Origin of the sequence: Luteimonas chenhongjianii, from assembly GCF_002327105.1 — a bacterium.
In the GTDB taxonomy this organism is placed as follows: Bacteria; Pseudomonadota; Gammaproteobacteria; order Xanthomonadales; family Xanthomonadaceae; genus Luteimonas; species Luteimonas chenhongjianii.
Map to the genome: position 1 here is coordinate 3220607 of NZ_CP023406.1, position 17470 is coordinate 3238076.

The 17470-nt window shown below is 67.9% G+C and carries 8 protein-coding genes; 2 read left to right on the plus strand and 6 right to left on the minus strand.

Annotated features, from left to right (window positions below):
• The first annotated feature begins 76 nt into the window (after positions 1 to 76).
• Both CNR27_RS14550 and CNR27_RS14555 read left to right on the plus strand, forming a co-directional pair.
• Positions 77 to 892: a rhamnogalacturonan acetylesterase gene (locus CNR27_RS14550; RefSeq protein ID WP_245815820.1), complete on the plus strand. Its 816-nt coding sequence runs from the start codon at positions 77 to 79 to the stop codon at positions 890 to 892.
• Between the two features lie 97 nt (positions 893 to 989).
• On the plus strand, positions 990 to 3302 hold the full coding sequence (locus CNR27_RS14555) for a glycoside hydrolase family 95 protein (RefSeq protein ID WP_342744075.1): 2313 nt from the start codon (positions 990 to 992) through the stop codon (positions 3300 to 3302).
• A gap of 45 nt (positions 3303 to 3347) precedes the next feature.
• Here CNR27_RS14555 and CNR27_RS14560 read toward each other — a convergent pair whose 3' ends face one another.
• The 6 genes from CNR27_RS14560 to CNR27_RS14585 form a co-directional block, all read right to left on the minus strand.
• The gene (locus CNR27_RS14560) at positions 3348 to 5078 is read right to left on the minus strand and encodes a glycoside hydrolase family 43 protein (protein ID WP_222843108.1); all 1731 of its coding nucleotides are present in this window, start codon (positions 5076 to 5078) and stop codon (positions 3348 to 3350) included.
• Entirely contained in the window at positions 5078 to 8890 is a 3813-nt protein-coding gene (locus CNR27_RS14565) for a LamG-like jellyroll fold domain-containing protein (RefSeq protein WP_096299923.1), read from the minus strand. Before CNR27_RS14565 ends, CNR27_RS14560 begins: the two co-directional genes overlap by 1 nt.
• Positions 8891 to 8942: 52 nt before the next feature.
• On the minus strand, positions 8943 to 10016 hold the full coding sequence (pelA, locus tag CNR27_RS14570) for a pectate lyase (protein ID WP_096300712.1): 1074 nt from the start codon (positions 10014 to 10016) through the stop codon (positions 8943 to 8945).
• 8 nt (positions 10017 to 10024) lie between these two features.
• Complete coding sequence (locus CNR27_RS14575) at positions 10025 to 10939, minus strand: pectinesterase family protein (RefSeq protein ID WP_096299925.1); 915 nt, start codon at positions 10937 to 10939, stop codon at positions 10025 to 10027.
• 61 nt (positions 10940 to 11000) lie between these two features.
• Positions 11001 to 14156 (minus strand): TonB-dependent receptor, encoded by a 3156-nt coding sequence (locus CNR27_RS14580; protein ID WP_096299927.1) that lies wholly within the window; start codon positions 14154 to 14156, stop codon positions 11001 to 11003.
• A 373-nt stretch (positions 14157 to 14529) separates the two neighbouring features.
• Positions 14530 to 17310 carry a TonB-dependent receptor gene (locus tag CNR27_RS14585; RefSeq protein ID WP_179948196.1) on the minus strand — a complete coding sequence of 927 codons (2781 nt, stop codon included), beginning with the start codon at positions 17308 to 17310 and terminating at the stop codon, positions 14530 to 14532.
• Positions 17311 to 17470 lie beyond the last annotated feature (160 nt).

Sequence of the window (17470 nt, forward strand, 5' to 3'; positions counted from 1 at the left end):
AATGCGTCGACCGCTCGTCCTTGCCCTCGCCGGCTGCCTGCTGGCGCCCCTGTCCGCCATCGCCGTCGACGACCCCATGCGTCCACCGGTCACACCGATCCGCGCCAGCAAGATCGTGCTCGTCGGCGATTCCACGACTGCGGTGCAGGGCGGATGGGGTGGCGCGTTCTGCGATCGCCACGTGGCTTCGTTCCTGGCCTGCATCAATCTCGCCCGCGGTGGCCGCAGTACCTACAACTACCGCGCCGAGGGCTCGTGGGACATCGCGCTGCACGAAATGCGCGCCGGGCCGTTCGAGGCGGTCTACGTGCTGGTGCAGTTCGGCCACAACGACCAGCCGGGCAAGCCGGGCCGCTCGACCGATCTGGCGAGCGAATATCCCGACAACCTGCGCCGCTATGTCGCCGAAATCCGCGCCGCCGGTGCGCAGCCGGTGCTGGTGACCCCGCTCACGCGTCGCCAGTTCGAAGGCGGCCGCCTGCTCGACGATCTCGCGGCCTGGGCCGAAGCGACGCGCGCAGTCGCGCGTGAGCTCGACGTGCCGCTGGTCGACCTGCATGCGCGCAGCCGCGATCTGGTGCAGGGCATGGGTCCGGTGCTGGCGATGCGCACCGCGCAGCGTCCGGCCGCGCCCGAACAGGTCGTCGCCGCGCAGGCAGGAACGACGATCGGCGCACCTCCCCAGACTGCGCCTGCCGCGACTGTGGCGACTGCAGGCAGGCCTGCGCCGGCCGGCGCCCAGGACAACGCCGCCACCGAGCCGATGGGACAGGCCAAGCTCGCCTTCGATTACACGCATCTCGGCCCGGAAGGCGCCGCACTGTTCGCGGCGATCGTCGCCGACGAGCTCGCGCAGCAGGTGCCGGCGCTGCGACGCAACCTGATTCCCTGAGCACCCCGCTCCCCACGCGCTCCAGTTCGAGGACAGCACACGCATGGTCGATCACCAGCGCCGGGGCCTGATTGCGGCCGCCGCTTCCACCTTGTTGATGGCACATCTGCCGGCCCTGACCTTCGCGCAGTCGCGCGCGGCTGGCGTGCCGCGCATGCCGGACGAGGCGCTCAAGCTCTGGTATCGCGTGCCGGCACGACAGTGGGTCGACGCCCTGCCGCTGGGCAACGGCAGTTTCGGCGCGATGGTCTGGGGCGGCACGGCGCGTGAGCGCCTGCAGCTCAACGTGGACACGCTGTTCGCCGGACGCCCCTACGACGCGAACCCGGGCGATGCGCAGGACGCACTGGCCGAGGTCCGCCGCCTGATCTTCGACGGCCGTTATGCGGACGCGGAAGCGCTGACCCAGTCGAAACTGATGTCCGATCCGGTCCGGCAAATGCCTTACCAGGCGCTCGGCGATCTGTGGCTGGATCTCGACAACCTCGGGGCGATCCACCAGTACCGCCGCGAACTCGATCTCGACACCGCCACCGCAACCACGCGTTTCCGCGCCGGTGATGTGGGCTACACCCGCGAGATCTTCATCTCGCCGGTCGATCAGTGTCTCGTACTGCGCCTCACCGCCGACCGCGCCAGGGCGTTGACCGGCTGGCTCTCGGCGGCCAGCGAACAGGACAACGCGATCACGGTGGAAGACGGCGCGCTGGTGATGCGCGGCACCAACGGCGCCCGCTTCGGCATCGAAGGGGGCCTGCGCTTCACCCAGCGCAGCCGGGTGATCGCACGCGGAGGCCGCATCGAGGCGGTCGGCAACCGGGTGCGCTTCGCGGATGTCGACGAACTGCTGCTGATCGGCGCCGCCGCGACGAGCTATGTGCGCCATGACGATGTCAGTGGCGATCCGGACCGGATCACGGCCGAGCGCGTGGCAGCGGCAACCGCGAAGGGCTGGGACGCGTTGCGGACCACACACCTCGACGCACATCAGCGTCTGTTCCGGCGCGTGCATCTCGATCTGGGCACCACCGAATTCGCGGCACGTTCGACGGACATCCGCATCGATCGCTTCGCCGGCCAGGACGATCCCGCGCTCGCCGCGCTGTACTTCCAGTTCGGCCGCTACCTGCTGATCTCGAGTTCGCAGCCCGGCTCGCAGCCGGCGAACCTGCAGGGCATCTGGAACGATCTGCTCGACCCGCCGTGGTCGAGCAAGTGGACCCTCAACATCAACACCCAGATGAACTACTGGCCAGCGGAGATGACGGCGCTGCCGGAGCTTGTCGAGCCGCTGCAGCGGATGATCGAAGACCTGTCGGTCACCGGCGCGGAAACGGCGCGGCGCATGTACGGTGCGCCCGGCTGGGTGGTCCACCACAACACCGATCTGTGGCGGCAGACCAGCATCATCGACGGCGCCCGCTTCGGTACCTGGCCGATGGGCGGCGCCTGGCTGCTGATGCATTTGTGGGACCACTGGGACTACGGCCGCGACCTGGACTACCTGCGCAGCGTCTGGCCGTTGTTCCGCGGCGCTGCCGAGTTCTTTGTCGCCACGCTGCAGGAGGATCCCGCGACCGGCGAACTGGTCACCAATCCATCGACGTCGCCCGAGAACCGCCACCCCTTCGGCTCGAGCCTGTGCGCAGGTCCGGCAATGGATTCGCAGCTGCTGCGCGACCTGTTCGACTGCTGCATCGAGGCGACCGCGTTGCTGGAGACCGACGCAGGTTTCGTCGAACAATTGCGCGCCACCCGCGATCGCCTGCCGCCGGATCGCATCGGCAAGGCGGGGCAGTTGCAGGAGTGGCGCGAGGACTGGGACATCGACGCGCCCGAGCTCCACCACCGCCACGTCTCGCATCTGTATGCGCTGCATCCATCGAGCCAGATCAACATGCGCGACACACCGGCGCTCGCGGCCGCGGCGCGGAAATCGCTGGAGATCCGCGGCGACGACGCGACGGGCTGGGGCATCGGGTGGCGCTTGAACCTGTGGGCGCGCCTGCGCGACGGCGAACACGCCTACAAGATCCTCGAGATGCTGCTCAGCCCGGAGCGCACGTATCCCAACCTGTTCGACGCGCATCCGCCGTTCCAGATCGACGGCAATTTCGGTGGCACGGCCGGTATCACCGAAATGCTGATGCAGAGCTGGGGGGGCACGATCTTCCTGCTCCCTGCGCTGCCGCAGCGCTGGGCGCGCGGCGAGGTGCGTGGCCTGCGCGCGCGCAACACCGCGACGGTGGACATCGCCTGGGCCGACGGCGCGCTGTCGACGGTCACCCTCCGCAGCGCAAAGGGGGGGCGTTATCGGCTCGACTACGACACGGTCGAAAGCGCATGGACACTCGACGCGGCCCAGACGCTGACGCTGCACTGGAGCGACGGCGCGCTGCGTCGGCGCTAGACCGCAGAGCGGAAGCGCCCGGGTTCGTGGCCCGGGCGCACCGCGTCAGCGCACCCGGAAATCGTCGAAGTCCGCGTACCCGACCCGTGTCGCGGTGAACGCCGGCGTGCCCGCCGGGCTCTGCGCGAACAGGCCCAGCTGCGCGCCCACCCATCGACCCGGCAGCACGTGCACCGGCTCGCCGAGCGCGGTCCAGGCGTGGCCGTCGAGGCTGTAGTGGAACTGCGCGCGCGCGTGATACGCGCGCTCCATCGACGGCCAGTAGCGTGTGGGATCGGCCGGCGGCGCGACCGCGACTTCGACCGGCGTCACATCGACGCGCAGGTGTACCGGGCCATGGATCGCGACGCCGGCGGTGACGCTGCGGGCGTCACCCTGCCCGGCCGCATCCTCGCGCGTGACCTGCACGAGACGTACGCCGTCGGCGGCGTGCTCGAGTCCGATCCAGCCGTAGGCCGCGCCGAACAGCGTCAGGCCCGCGCGCTCGCCGAGAGCGACCGGTGCGAAGTCCAGCGTCGTGGTCGCGCTGAACGTCATGCCCGGCAACTTCTGCGACAGCACGTGGCCGGCTTCCCACAGGTTGACCGGCGACGACGCCGACTTCAGCCGCAGCACGCCGGTGGCGGAGGCGTCGTGCCAGTCGGCCGCCGGGTTCGATTGCCATTGCCAGCCGAGGTGGAAGCCGTCGTCGAAGCTGTCGTCGACGACCGGCGCGCTCATCGCCTGCGGCGGCAGTGCGGGTTTCGCATGCGCCAGCACCGGCTGCCCGCGATGCGTGCCCGGCTGCGGCGTGCCGACCAGCGGCCAGCCATCGGCGTTCCAGGTCATCGGCTGCAGATGCACGCGGCGCCCGTACGCATCGGCATCCGAGAAATGCACGAACCAGTGTTCGCCCTGCGGGGTCTCGACCCAGCCGCCCTGGTGCGGTCCATTGACCGGGGTGTCGCCCTGGTCGAGCACATTGCGCGCCTCGTACGGCCCGGTGATGTCGCGCGCGCGGAACACGCCCTGCCAGCCGCCCTTGACCCCGCCCGACGGCGCGAACAGCCAGTACCAGCCGTCTCGCTTGTAGAGCTTGCCGCCTTCGATGACGACCCAGGTCTTGGGACCGTCCGAGGTTTCGACCTGCGCCAGCGTGTCGCCGTCGACGATGATGCGTTCCTCGCCGACCGCCCGCGTGCCGCTGTCGTCGAGACGCTTGAGCGCGACGAGGTTGATCTTGCCCGACCGCGACTTCGCGTACGAATAGACCAGCCAGCCCTGGCCGTCGTCGTCCCAGAACGGCGCCGGATCGATTGCGCCGCCCGGATTGTCGACCAGGATCGGCTCGCTCCACGGCCCCGCCGGATCGGCTGCGGTGACGGTGTAGATGCCGAAATCCGGATCGCCCCAGAAGATGCGGAACAGGCCACCGTGATGGCGGATCGCGGGCGCCCAGACGCCGCCACCGCGGCGCGGCACGTCGTGATGCGCCTGCGGCAGGCGCGTGAGTGCATGGCCGACCAGCGTCCAGTTCACCAGGTCGCGCGAATGCAGCACCGGCAGGCCGGGTACGTTCGCGAAGCTGGACGCGGTGAGGTAGTAGTCCTCGCCGACCCGGACGATGTCCGGATCGGAGTAGTCGCCGGCCAGGATCGGATTGGCGTAGGTGCCTTCGCCCTGGTCCGGCATCCACACGCCGGGCGCCATCGGCGGCTGGGCGAGGACAGGCGCTGCGCAGGCCCCGGCGATCGCGACTGCCAGCAGCGCGGCGCGAAGGCCGCGATGCGCGGTCATCAACGCACCTCGGCGACGTTGTTGAGGCGTGTCACCTCCTCGTCGTCACCCGGCAAGGCGATGCGCACGCGTCCACCGCGCGGATCGATACCAGCCGCATGCTGCAGACGCAGCGTGGCCGTGCGCGGTTGCAGGTCGCGCGGTGCATCCAGTGCGGGAATGTCGGCGCGCGCGAGTTCGCGGCCCCGCGCGTCCTCGAGGATCGCGACGCCACCCGATGCATCGGCGTGGCCGAGGCTGTGGACGGTGACCTCGACCGCGCCGTCGACCACGCGCACGTCGCCACGGCCGATGCCGATGTCGGCGCGCGTCTCCACCGGTGTGCCGGCTTCGATCAGCTCGAACTCGAACACCTCGGTGCGACCCGGCGCGAAGGCCAGATCCACCGACACGCTGGTCTCGAGCGTGACCTCACGCGTCTGCGCGCGACCGTCGATGGACTCGTCGCCATCGCGGTCGACGCCGCTGGTGATGCGCCAGCGCCCGGGCGCGACGTTCCAGCCGGTCATCGCCGCATCGGCCCGACGCGCGCCGGTGTTGTGCGCGATCACCTTGAAGCGTTCGCGAGACGGCGCCGAGACCAGCAATGCGACGGCTTCGGCCTGCGCGTCGTCGGCGAAGCGCCAGCTCACGGTGTGGCCGGGATACGTGGTGTTGCGGCGCAGGGCCAGGCCGCCGAGACGCGCGCGCTGCAGGAACTCGCTGGGCGCGTCGACGCGATCCGACCACCAGTGGCCTTCGGTGTTCATGTACTCGCGCATCGCCTTGGCCCGGATGCCGTCGGCATGCAGGGCTTCGAGATAGGCCTTGTCACCGGTCTGCTGCCAGGCGAACACGCTCTGTACGCCGGTCTCGCCCTTGTCGGCCGACTGCTGCAGGCGCTTGCCCCAGTCCTCCCGCCTGCCGAGCACGTCGACGTAGTTCTCGGCCAGGTTCGACAGGCCCGCCGGCCCGCTGCGGTCGACGCGGTACTGCAGCGGCCGCAGGTACTTGTCGTCACCCGTCCAGCGCCAGGCCGCCCAGTACAGGTGCATGGTGTCGGCGCCGCCGGAGCCGTCGAACAGATCGCCGCCGCGACGCTCGCCGGTTGCCCAGTTGATCTCGTTGGGCAACTGCCAGGCGCCCTTCTCGTCGGTATAGGCATGCGCGAGATAGCCGTCGGCGAGACCGGTGATCATCGCGCGGCTGGTCGGGTCGGCATTGAACACGCCGAGCACGAACGCCGGATGCAGCACCGGGAACGAGTACGGCTTCTGCCACTGCCAGCGCGGCTCGCGATAGACCTTGTTGCCGCCGAACCAGTTGCTCGAGAACAGCACGTGACCCTGCGGATTGCGCAGCACGATCTTCTCGTCGAGATCGCGGACGGTCTCCATCAGTCGCGTCGTGCTCAGCGGATCACCCCAGTTGAGCAGGTACATCGCGCTGTTGGTGTTGATGCCTTCCTCGTAGGCGTGCAGCTCGTCGGTCTCGATCGCCGACAGGCCACCGGCGAACATTCCGTGTGCGTAGGCCGCGTCGGCCAGTGCGGTGATCGAGGCATTGAGCTTGTCGGGGATCACGCCCATCAGCGCCAGGCCCGGCCACTGCTGAGACAGGTCGCTGTCGTCGGAAATGCCGCCACCGAAATCGCCGAACTCCGCCTGGCGCTCGTCGATCCACCACTCGACGAAGCGGCGCACGGCCTTGAGATCCTCGAGCTGGCGGAACGCCCACAGCGGCACGCCGGCCGGCGCCTGTGGCTGCTCGAACGGCGGCAGCCCCTGGCTGTTGTAGCTCATGTAGTTCCAGTAGAGCCGGCCGAGCTCGTGGTCGGGATCGACCCGCAGCAGGTCGCTGATGTCGGCATGGACGCGCGCGTAGAGACGCTGGCGCTGCGAGGTGGTGTGTTCCTCGACCAGGAAGCCCCAGTTGTCGCGCACCTGGTTGAAGCGGTCTTCCACGTGCTCGGCAATCGCCTGCGCGCGCGGCTTGTAGACCATGCGCACCTCGGCGCCGTCGAGCGTGCCGGCATTGAAGCCCTCGGCGGCCGAGGCAATGCTGATCCACAGGCTGTCGTCGGTGAGGATGCGGTCGCGCAGGTCCAGCCACAGCGTGCGCGCCTCGCCCGGCTTCACCGCGACCGAGACATCGATCATGTCGCGGTCCGGCCAGATGGGATCCTTGACGCGGATGTTGAGCGGGATTGCCGGGCTGCCGTCGACGGTATGCGAGGCCGGCAGGTCGAGCGCGGGGATGTCGATGGCGACGCCGTCGAGGCCGTCGTACATGTTCTCCCAGCTGTGTGCCCAGCTGCGGATCAGCGGCTGCGCCGCCGGCGCGGCGCCGATGCCCGACGGAATCAGGATGTGGACGATGGGCTGATCGCTGGCCTCACGCGCCGCGTCCCGCGTGCGATACGCCGCGCGGCCGGGTAGCGCCAGCACCTTGCTGCGTTCGCCGGCCGCAAATCGGCTGTCGATATGGGTGCGCAGGGCGACGAGATTGTCGTAGTCGATCTCCGCGTCGCTGTGGATCGTGTAGCGCTGCTTGACCGAGCCCTCGGGTTCGGCCGCGTCGCTGACGTGATAGGCCCAGATCTCCTGGATCGGGGTTTCCTGGGCGGCGTTCTCGAAGCGCAGGTGGCCGCCGCGGCGCTCGTCGAACGTATCCACCGTGCGCACCACGCCCTGCGGACGCTGGAACAGCGGCGACAGCGACCCGGGTGCGTCGCCAGCCCGCGCCTGCCCGTAGGCCGCGCCGCGCAGTTCGATGCGGTTCCAGGGTTCATCGGGCAGGGTCAGATCGAGCGCCTTGCCGCCGTCGACATAGGTATCCCAGTCCGGCAGCTGGAAATAGTCGTCGCGACCGCGCAGCCGCGAGCGGTTGTAGACGCCCGGCCAGGTGGTTTCGGAGATGCCGTCGGTGCCCTTCCACATCCACTGCTTGAGGTCCCTGGCATCCGCGAACTCGACCTTGCGGATCGTGGTCGTCGCCGCTTCCAGCAGCGGTGGCGCCACGCCGTCCTGCCAGCCGTGGCGGAACAGCCAGGCTGCATGCCGGCCGGCCGGGGCAACGGCGCTGGTCGGCGCGCGGAAGCTGCGCACGGCCTCGACACCAGCCGTGTCGAGCATGCGGTCGTGCACACGGATGTCGTCGAAATCACTGCCGCGCAGGAAGTTGTAACGGCTCTGCACCTGGTGCGGCGCGAGCACGCGTGCAGCCAGACCGAACTGGTCCAGGCCCGCATCGAAGTCGAACGACGCCTGGGCATTGGCCGGCCGCTCCTCGCGGCCCACTTCGCGGCCGTCGACATACAGGCGCACGCCGACGGTTTCGTCCCAGGCGAACGCGATATGGGTCCAGGCATCGGCAGCCGGTGGCGTGTCCATCTTGAACGACACCCGCGAGCGCGCGAGGTTGGCATCGGTGACGAAGGCATCGAAGCCTTCGCCGTTCCAGTCGATCCGCATCCACGCCATGTCCCAGCTGGAGTGGTCGGCATAACCGGCGCGGAAGATCACGAACGGCGCCTCGCCGACGGGATCGCGCGAGCGCCAGAAGAAGCTCAGGGTGCCGCGCGCGGCATCGATGTTGCCCGGCGCATTCCAAGACAGCACGCCGTCGTCGTCCCACTCGATCGCGCGTCCGCGCGCGCCGCCTTCGACCAGACGCACCTTGTCCTTGAAGTTGGGCACCGGATCACCGAGCGCGGTGTCGGCGACGAAATCCTCATCGGCGGAGACGTGGAACAGCAGGCGCGGCGCCTCCTGGGCGTGGAGGGAGGCGGACAGCCCCATGGCGCAGGCAATGGCCAGCACCCGCTTCGACATCTGGTTCAACGTGTTCTCCTCTACAGCGCACCGGCGCGGAGCCGGCGCTTGGTTAACGGTGCCACGCCGATGCGTGGGCGGTCGCCAGGCGCTGACGCCAGGCGGGCAGGTCCTGATCCAGCAGGCGCGCCGGCCAGACGCCGTACCAGGCATAGCCGGTCCGGCGCTCGTGCGACATGTCCGCCAGCGATGCGACGATGTCGCCGCTGCGATCGACCAGCAGTGGCTGCTGCCGCTCGAGATCATAGAAGCGGGCCCACAGCCTTGCACCGGGCCGCGCGATCAGACGCACATCGCGCGGACGCCCCTCGGACGCCTCATCGCGTTCGATTGCGATATCGGTGAGCGCATGCGCGCCGAACCAGGTGCAGGCGCGCTCGATCGCATCGATGATCGCCGGCGACGGAGCGGGCTGGCGCATCAGCAGGCGGACGATCGCCACCGATTCGCCGCTCGCCAGCGAGGGCGGTTCGTACTTGCGCGCAGTCGCCGGGACCAGGGTGGTCTCGTCGTACTGCGCAGCCCAGATCGTCGGCACGCCATCGATGCGCACCTGCAGGGACACGATCAACGCGATTGCGCGATCAACTGCGGCGCGGGCGGCTTCGCCGCGCAGCGGCGCGAGCCCGGCCACGTCGCCGCGCCCCTCCGCGATGTCCTGCAGCAGCCCGACGACCTGGGTCATCGCGTCGTCGTTGAAGGTGACCTGGGCGCGATAGCCGGAGCGGTCCGGGTGGAACTGCGGCCAGCCGCCATTCGCGTATTGGGCGGCCAACAGGTAATCGACGCCACGCAGCGCCGCGTCGCGGTAGCGGCTGTCGCCCGAGCGCTGCAATGCCCCGGCGAGATGGACGATCTCGCGCGTGGTCGCATCGTTGTCGATCGTGGCATCGTCGGGACGCCCGGACCGGGCGAGCGCGGCACTCGCCGCCGCATCGAACGGCCGCGCGTAGTCGACGGCCTTGCCGGCAAGATGCTTGGGCCAGCCACCCGACGCGGTCTGCGCCTGCAGCATGCGTTCGGCCACCGGGTCGGGCTCCGATGCGAAGACGCTCGTGGATGCGAGCAGACCGGACAGCAGGCAGATCGACGCCAGTTGCAGCACAGGAAAACGCAGTCCGGGCATCGGCATCCTCATTCGAATGGTTTCCAGTCCTGCATCAGTGTGACGGCATCAGGCGGCGCGCTGTCATCCAGGCGCCACGACACGCGACCATCCAGTGCGCTGCCCCGGCCGCTGTTGCCGAATTCGGCGAAGCGCGCGGTCTGCCGGTTCCCCGGCTTGCCCCAGTCGTGCCAGCCCTCGGCCAGTACCGGGCCATCGAACCGGCAGCCGACGAAATATGCCGCGCCGTGCGGGCGCCACGGCCGCCCCAGATAGACGCCCGCCACGCCGGGCGCGGCGGTCAGCGTGCAGTCGCGGAACACGAATCCATAGGCCTGCTCGGGAGGCGTGGACGGCGCGGTGATGTAGCCGTCGCCCACCGAATGCAGGGCGCAGCGCTCGAACAGTGCAGTCGCTGCGCCGAAGATGTAATCGACCGTCCCCTCGACGCGGCAGTCGCGGAACCAGACCAGCGTACCGGCCTTGCGCAGGTACAGGGTGTCCTGGTGTCCGAGCAGATGCACGTCCCGGAACGAGGCTCGAGTGCCGTCGACGACCAGCGCGACCGCCTGGCCGACCGGCCCGGCATCGTTGGCGATGGTCAGTCGCTCGGCGTGGAAATCGTCGGCGCGCACGAACATCGTCGCCGAGCCGTAGGTACCGAAGGGTTGGCCACTGCGCGGATCGATCCGGCTGGCGTAATGGTCGTGGACGATGCGGGTCTGCGTCGCCCCGGCACCGATGAAGCGGAGCGCGGGTGCGTCCGACGGCACGTCGACCACCCCGCGCCACGTCCCCGCAGCGATGCGGATGGTCGCGGCCTCGCCGCCCGCCGTGGCCGCATCGACGGCGGCCTGGACGCTTGCGAACGCGCCACTGTCATGGCCGACCTCCAGAACGCGATCGGCCATCGCCGCCGGGCTGAAGGCCAGCGACGACAGCATGCCCAGGACACGCCCCCACCCCCGCCGCCGGAGCGGCGGGAGCGGGCGACGCGGGGAGGCCTCAGAAGCGATAGCGGGCACCGACGTAGTACTGGCGTCCGGTCACCGTGTAGCGATCGGGCAGCATCAGGTCCGAATCGACATAACGACGGTCCGGCGTATCGAGCAGGTTGATCGCCTCGAACGTCAGGCTGAGCTTGTCGTTGACCTTGAACGAGGTGTTGAAGTCGACGTTGCGCACGCTGTGCTTGCCGGTGACGTCGGCGGTGGCCAGCTGGTTGCCGTCGAGGTCGAACACGTTCTCGCGGCTCAGCACCTCGCCGATGTAGCCGTCACGGTAGCTGGTCGAGACGCGGGCGCTGAACTTGCCGTCGTCGTAGTAGAGCGTCGCGTTGTACGAGTTCGGCGACAGGTTCACCAGCTGGTTCTCGGTGATCTGGGTGACGATCGCGCTGTTGCTGCTGGCGGCCGTGCTGAACATGTACTCGATGTCGGAATCGACGTGCGTGTAGTTCATCTGCACGCCGAAGTTGCTCCAGAAGCCCGGCAGGAAGGTGAAGGGCTGCTGGTAGGTCAGCTCCCAGCCCTTCAGCGGACCGCCCGGGGTGTTGTAGTAGCTCTGCACGTTGAACACCGTGTCGGCGGTGAAGCCGGGCGGCAGCAGATCCAGCGAATAGCCCAGGTCCGACCACGTCGTCAGCAGGCGCGTGCGCTGCACGTAGCTTTCGATGTCCTTGTAGAACACCGCCGCCGACAGCAGGCCGCCTTCGGCGAAGTACCACTCGGCGCTGAGGTCGTAGTTGGTCGAGCGGAACGGATCGAGCTTGGGATTGCCCAGGTTGATCGAGTAGAAGCGGCCGTCGTCGAAGAAGTTCGTCGGTCCACCGCTGACGCTCGGCGACATGTAGGCCAGCGTCGGGCGTGCCATGGTCTTGGCTGCGCCGAAGCGCAGGATGAAGCTCTCGGTCAGGTCCCAGGACAGGTTCAACGAAGGCAGGACATCGGTGTAGCTGTGGCCGACGCTGGTCGGCAGCACGTAGCGCTCACCGGCATCGGCGGTCGCGCTGGCGACGCCGAAGACGCTGGTGCAGTTGGCCTCACCGCCGGTCGGGCAAGGCGCCCAGCCATTGGCTTCGATCTGCGTCTTGACCAGGCGCGCGCCCACGTTGCCGCGCAGCGCGCGACCGAACAGGTCGGTGTTGAAGTCGAGCTGGGCGTAGGTCGCCAGGCTGCGCTCGCTCACGTCGAAGTTGTTGTTCGACGAACCGAAGTGACCGATACCGGCGAGGCGGTAGTCGCCGCCCGGCACGCCGCTGTCGGCGTTGCTGTAGATGTCGAGCAGGCCGGCGATGCGGTCGAAGTCGGGAATCAGCCATGAGCCCGGCATGTTGCCCGAGAGGTTGTTGCCGAAGCCGTCGAGCGTGGTGCTCAGCTCACCGACCGTCACCCCGTCCGGCAGCGCCTGCGGCAGGCGCCCGTAGCTGATGTGCCGGTACTCCTCGCTGCGCATCTCGTAGTCCTTGAACGCCAGACCGGTGCGGAACGTCAGGCTCGGGTTGATATCGAACGAGAGATCCACCTTCGCGGAATCGAAGGCATTGCGCACGTAGCTCGGGTTCAGTCGCGCCTCGCTGATGTTGGCGCCGCGCGCGGTGCCGTTGCTGTTGACCGGAACCGCGCCATAGCCGAGCCACTGCCAGGAGTCGGCGCTGCTGGTGTCGAAGGGGAAGGTCATGCTCGGCATTTCGGGATCGCCGCGCAGATCGAGCACGAAGCCGTCGAGGTTCGCATTGTCGAAGCTGACCATCGAGAACACCGGCCGCGCGTAGTCCGACGTCGAGGTGCCGACGGTGGCGTCGAGGCGCACGGCATCGTTGAAACGATGCTCGAGCTGCATGCTGAACTGCTTGAACTCGGTCGATTCCTCGATCTGGCTCGATTCGGTGCGGAAGTCGACGTTGTCGAACACGCCGTAACGCAGCCGGTTCCGCTCGTCCACCTCGACCTCACGCACGACGATCTGGGTCTTGCCACCGAGGTTGGCGGCGCGGTGCAGGTTGGCGCCGAGCGAATCCTCGCGCTGATCCTTCTCCAGCTTGGAATACAGCGCATCGACGCTCAGCAGCGTGTCGTCGCTGATGCGGAACTGGAACGCGCCGGTGACACCGAGGCGCTCGATGTCGTGCTGGGTGCGGATGTAGCGCGGATAGCGCGGCAGCCAGGCATTGGTCGCGGTCTCGTAGGCGGCGATGTTCTCGGGCGTCGCGGCCGGACGCGCCAGGCCGGTGCCGCAGTTGTTGGCATCGATGCCATAGCTGCCCCAGCCGTTGTTGCGGTCCTGGTTGGCCTGGCTGCCGGTACCGGCAGGTGTCTCGTTGGAGAGCGGATTGCGCGGCGTCTGCGGGTCGTATCCGACCGGCGAACAGAAGCCGTAGGTGCCGTTGTTGCTGGCGTTGGACTGGTTGGAGTTGCGGTGGTTGCCGTGTTCCCAGCGGACCGGGTTGTAGCCTTCCTCGAAGATCGTGCGCTGGCTGTAGGACGCCGAAAGCAGCGCGCCGACACGGCCGTCGGCCCAGGTGTTGCTGATCAGGCCGGAGACGCGCGGATCGTTCTCTTCCGACAGTTCGTTGTAGCCGAGCTGGGCGCTGGCCGATGCGCGGAAGCCCTTGAAGTCGAACGGGCGCGAACCGCGCAGATCGACGGTGGAGCCGAGCGAGCCTTCGTCCATCTGCGCAGACTGGGTCTTGTTGACCTTGACCTGGCTGAAGAGTTCCGAGGCGAACGTGTTGAAGTCGAAGCCGCGCGAACGGTTGACGCCGGCGCTGCCGCTGCCGGCGGTCGCCAGTGCCTCGAGCCCGTTGAGACGCACGCGGGTGAAGTCCGAACCCAGGCCACGCACCGAAATGCGCTGGCCCTCGCCGCCTTCGCGGTCGATCGAGATACCGGCGATGCGCTGCAGCGATTCGGCCAGGTTCTGGTCCGGGAACTTGCCGATGTCCTCGGCGAAGATCGCATCGACCTGTTCAACGCTGTAGCGCTTTTCGTCGAGCGACTTCTGCAGGCTCTCGCGATAGCCGGTGACGGTCACCGCCTCCATGTCCACCGCGCGATCCGGGGCAGGCGCCGTCTGCGCCGCGACCGGCGCAGCGAGCGCCATGGCGATCGCGGTGGCAAGAATGGTAACCGGTGTCTTTTCCGCCCGTGGTGCAAACTTCATGCGTTCTTCTCCGAGGGTCGACCTGCGCGCCAGTACGGCGCCGATAGTGTGTAGGGACCACTCGGCGGACGCCGAAGGCCAATGACACCGATGGTCATTAAATTTCGAGCGCAAAAATAACAGCGACGTCACGCCCGGGCATCTTGCACTGCAGCACACACCCTTCGCGCCTGGCGGACATGGTGCTGTTCGGGCGCCGTCGGCGCGTCCTCAGGGCAGCCCTCTACACGCGCCGGCGCTGTACGCAGTCGTGCATCCGCACCGCGTATCGCACGGGTCTGGGCTCCCGGGGGTGTCGTTTTCATTGTCGACCGGCGCAAAAAAAAACGGGACGGCAGCTGCCGTCCCGTTCCGGACCCAAGGCGCTCTGCAATCAGAACTTGTAGCGCAGGCCCAGCAGGTACTGGCGACCGGTTTCGCTGTAGTCCAGCGGCAGTCGCGAGTTGGCACCGACCCACGACGCCGAGGGCTCGTTGGTCAGGTTGATGCCTTCCAGGCTGAGCTCGATCTGGTCGCTGATGCGGTAGCGCAGCGAAGCGTCGATCGTGGTGGTCCCGTCCTGGCCGTGCACGTCCTCGTTGAAGCCCTGCTCGGTGCCGGGCACCTGCAGCAGATAGTCGTCGCGGTTGGTCGCGGAGATACGACCCGAGAACGCGGTGCCTTCGTAGTACAGCGTCGCGTTCCACGCGTGCTTGGAGAGGCCGACCAGATCGGTTTCCAGCGAGCTTGCGCCCGAAGGGAGCACGTATTGGATCTGCGAGTCCACGTAGGTGTAGTTGAGCTGCGCGCCGAAGTTGCTCCAGATGCCCGACAAGAACGTGAAGGGCTGCGTGTAGTTGGCTTCGAAGCCCTTGAGCTCACCGCCCGGCGTGTTGAGCGGCACACTGAACACGAAGTCGTCATTGACCGTGGCGCCGGTGCCTTCGAGCAGGCTCGCCGGGAGGCCGCTCGATGCATAGCTGCGGACCTCGCGCGTGGTCTGCACGAAGGTCTCGATGTCCTTCCAGAACAGCCCCAGCCCCAGCATCGCGCCTTCGTCGAAATACCACTCGAAGCCCAGGTCCACGGTGTTGGCACGGATCGGATCCAGCGCCGGGTTGCCGCCGCTGACGGTGCGTGCGCCGCCGCTGACATTGACCGTGACACCGGGCGTCAGGAAGCCGAGACCCGGACGCGACATGACCTTCGCCGCACCGAGGCGGACCAGGAAATCCGGAGACACTTCCGCGACCAGGTTCATCGACGGCAGTGTGTCGCTGTACTCGCGCGTCACGGTGGAGACCACCGGGCTGCCGCTGGCCGTCGCCGTACCGGTCGACGTCTGCTTGGTCTGCACGTAGCGCACGCCGAAGTTGCCGGAGAACGGAATCGCGCCGAGATCGGTCGAGAACTCGCCTTGCAGGTAGACGCCGCGATCTTCTTCCTCGACGCTACGGCTGTTGAGCGCACGTTCGCTGAGCGCGAAGGGGCCGGTACCGCTGTAGATGTCGTAGTAGTCGGCGATCCGGTCGTAGCTGGGGATGACCCAGGTACCCGGAGAGCCATTGATGCCGCTGAGGCTGGCTGGCGCGGTCAGGTCGGTCGGCACGATGTAGCCGCCGTTCGCGAAGGTCGGCACGCCGGTCAGGGCTTCGGTCGAACGGCGCAGTTCGCGGGTCGAGAACGTGTAGTCCTTGGCCTGCACGCCGCCCTTGAGGCGGAAGCCCGGGCTGATGTACCAGTTGAAATCGAGCTGCGCGGTGTCGAACTCGTTCTCGACGTACTGCGGACGGATGCGGATTTCCGCCAGCGTCCAGCCGGTCGGGTCGGTCGGATCGATGCCGTAGTTGAGGACCGGCCGGTAGTAGTCGCCACGGTAGTCGTAGCTGAAACCGTCGACGTTCGCCTTGTCCATGATGATCGTCGTCTGGATCGGATTCTCGTGCTCCGAAGACGACGTCCCGACCTTGCCCGAGATCGTGAAGTCCTCGGTCAGCTCGAACTTGCCGTCCAGCGTGAGCTGCTTGAATACCGTATTCCACTCGTCGTGGCGGCTTTCGGAGCGGATGTCGACATCGTCGAACAGGCCGTAGACCAGCGCGCCATGACTGTCGATCGCACCATCGCGCACGATCGTCTGCGGCTTGCCGGTGCCGCTGCGGCTGAACGAGATCGCCTCGATGTACTTCTCGTCGCGGATCGCGTCGATCTTCGAATAGAGACCGTCGAGCGAGAACTCCATCCGGTCGGTGGGCCTGAACTGCAGCGAGGCGGTGACGCCGGTGCGCTTCTGGTCGTGTTCCATCAGGGTGTAGCGCGGAAAGCGCGGATGGAAAGTGTCCGCCGACAGCGCAGGCGTATACGGAGACGCCGCATTGAAGCCGCCGTTGCTCGGTCCGTTGGCCCAGCGGCCGCTTCCCGAGCCTTCCTCGAGCGTCTGGCGCTCGGTGTATGCGACCGAGACCAGCGCACCGAAGCGCCCATCGGCCCAGGTGTTGGAGAGCAGGCCGGCGACGCGCGGATCGGCTTTCCCGGCCATATCGCTGTAGCTCGCCTGGCCACTGGCGACCACGGTCAGGCCGTCATAGTCGAATGGACGCGCCGTGCGCAGATCGACGGTCGCACCAAGCGAACCTTCCTCGACTTCCGCCGAAGCGGTCTTGCGCACGATGAGCTGCGAGAACAGGTCGGAGGCGAAGACATTGAAGTCGAAGCCACGGCCGCGATTGGACCCGCCGCTCTGGTCCGATGCGCCGACGGTGGTCAGCGCTTCCATGCCGTTGATGCGCACGCGGGTGAAATCCGGGCCAAGGCCGCGGACCGAAATCGCGCGGCCCTCGCCGGCGTCGCGCGTGATCACCACGCCCGGGATGCGCTGCAGCGACTCGGCAAGATTGAGGTCGGGGAACTTGCCGATGTCCTCGGCCACGATCGCGTCGACCACGCCGGCCTCGCCACGCTTGATGTCGAGCGCGCGCTCGACACTGGCGCGGTAGCCGACCACGCTCACCGTCTCCAGCTGCGTGGCATCGGCGGCCGGCGCCGCGTCTTCTGATCCCTCGCTCGCGGCAGTCGATTGCGCGAGGACCGGCATGGCGACGGCCTGCAGCGCGATCGCGATGCTCATGGCCAGCAAGGTAACCGGTGTCTTTTTTGTACGGAGCAACAGCGTCATGCTCTCCCCTCCCAGGGTGCAAAGCGATCTTGGCGCGTCTTGACTGCCTCGGCGCGCTTGTTATGGTGTTGGACGGTGTCCGATGACACCGCGGGCCAAACGCTAGCAGAGCGGATTCTGCAACGCATGTTGCGCCGCCGCATCGCTGCCTGGCGCCGGC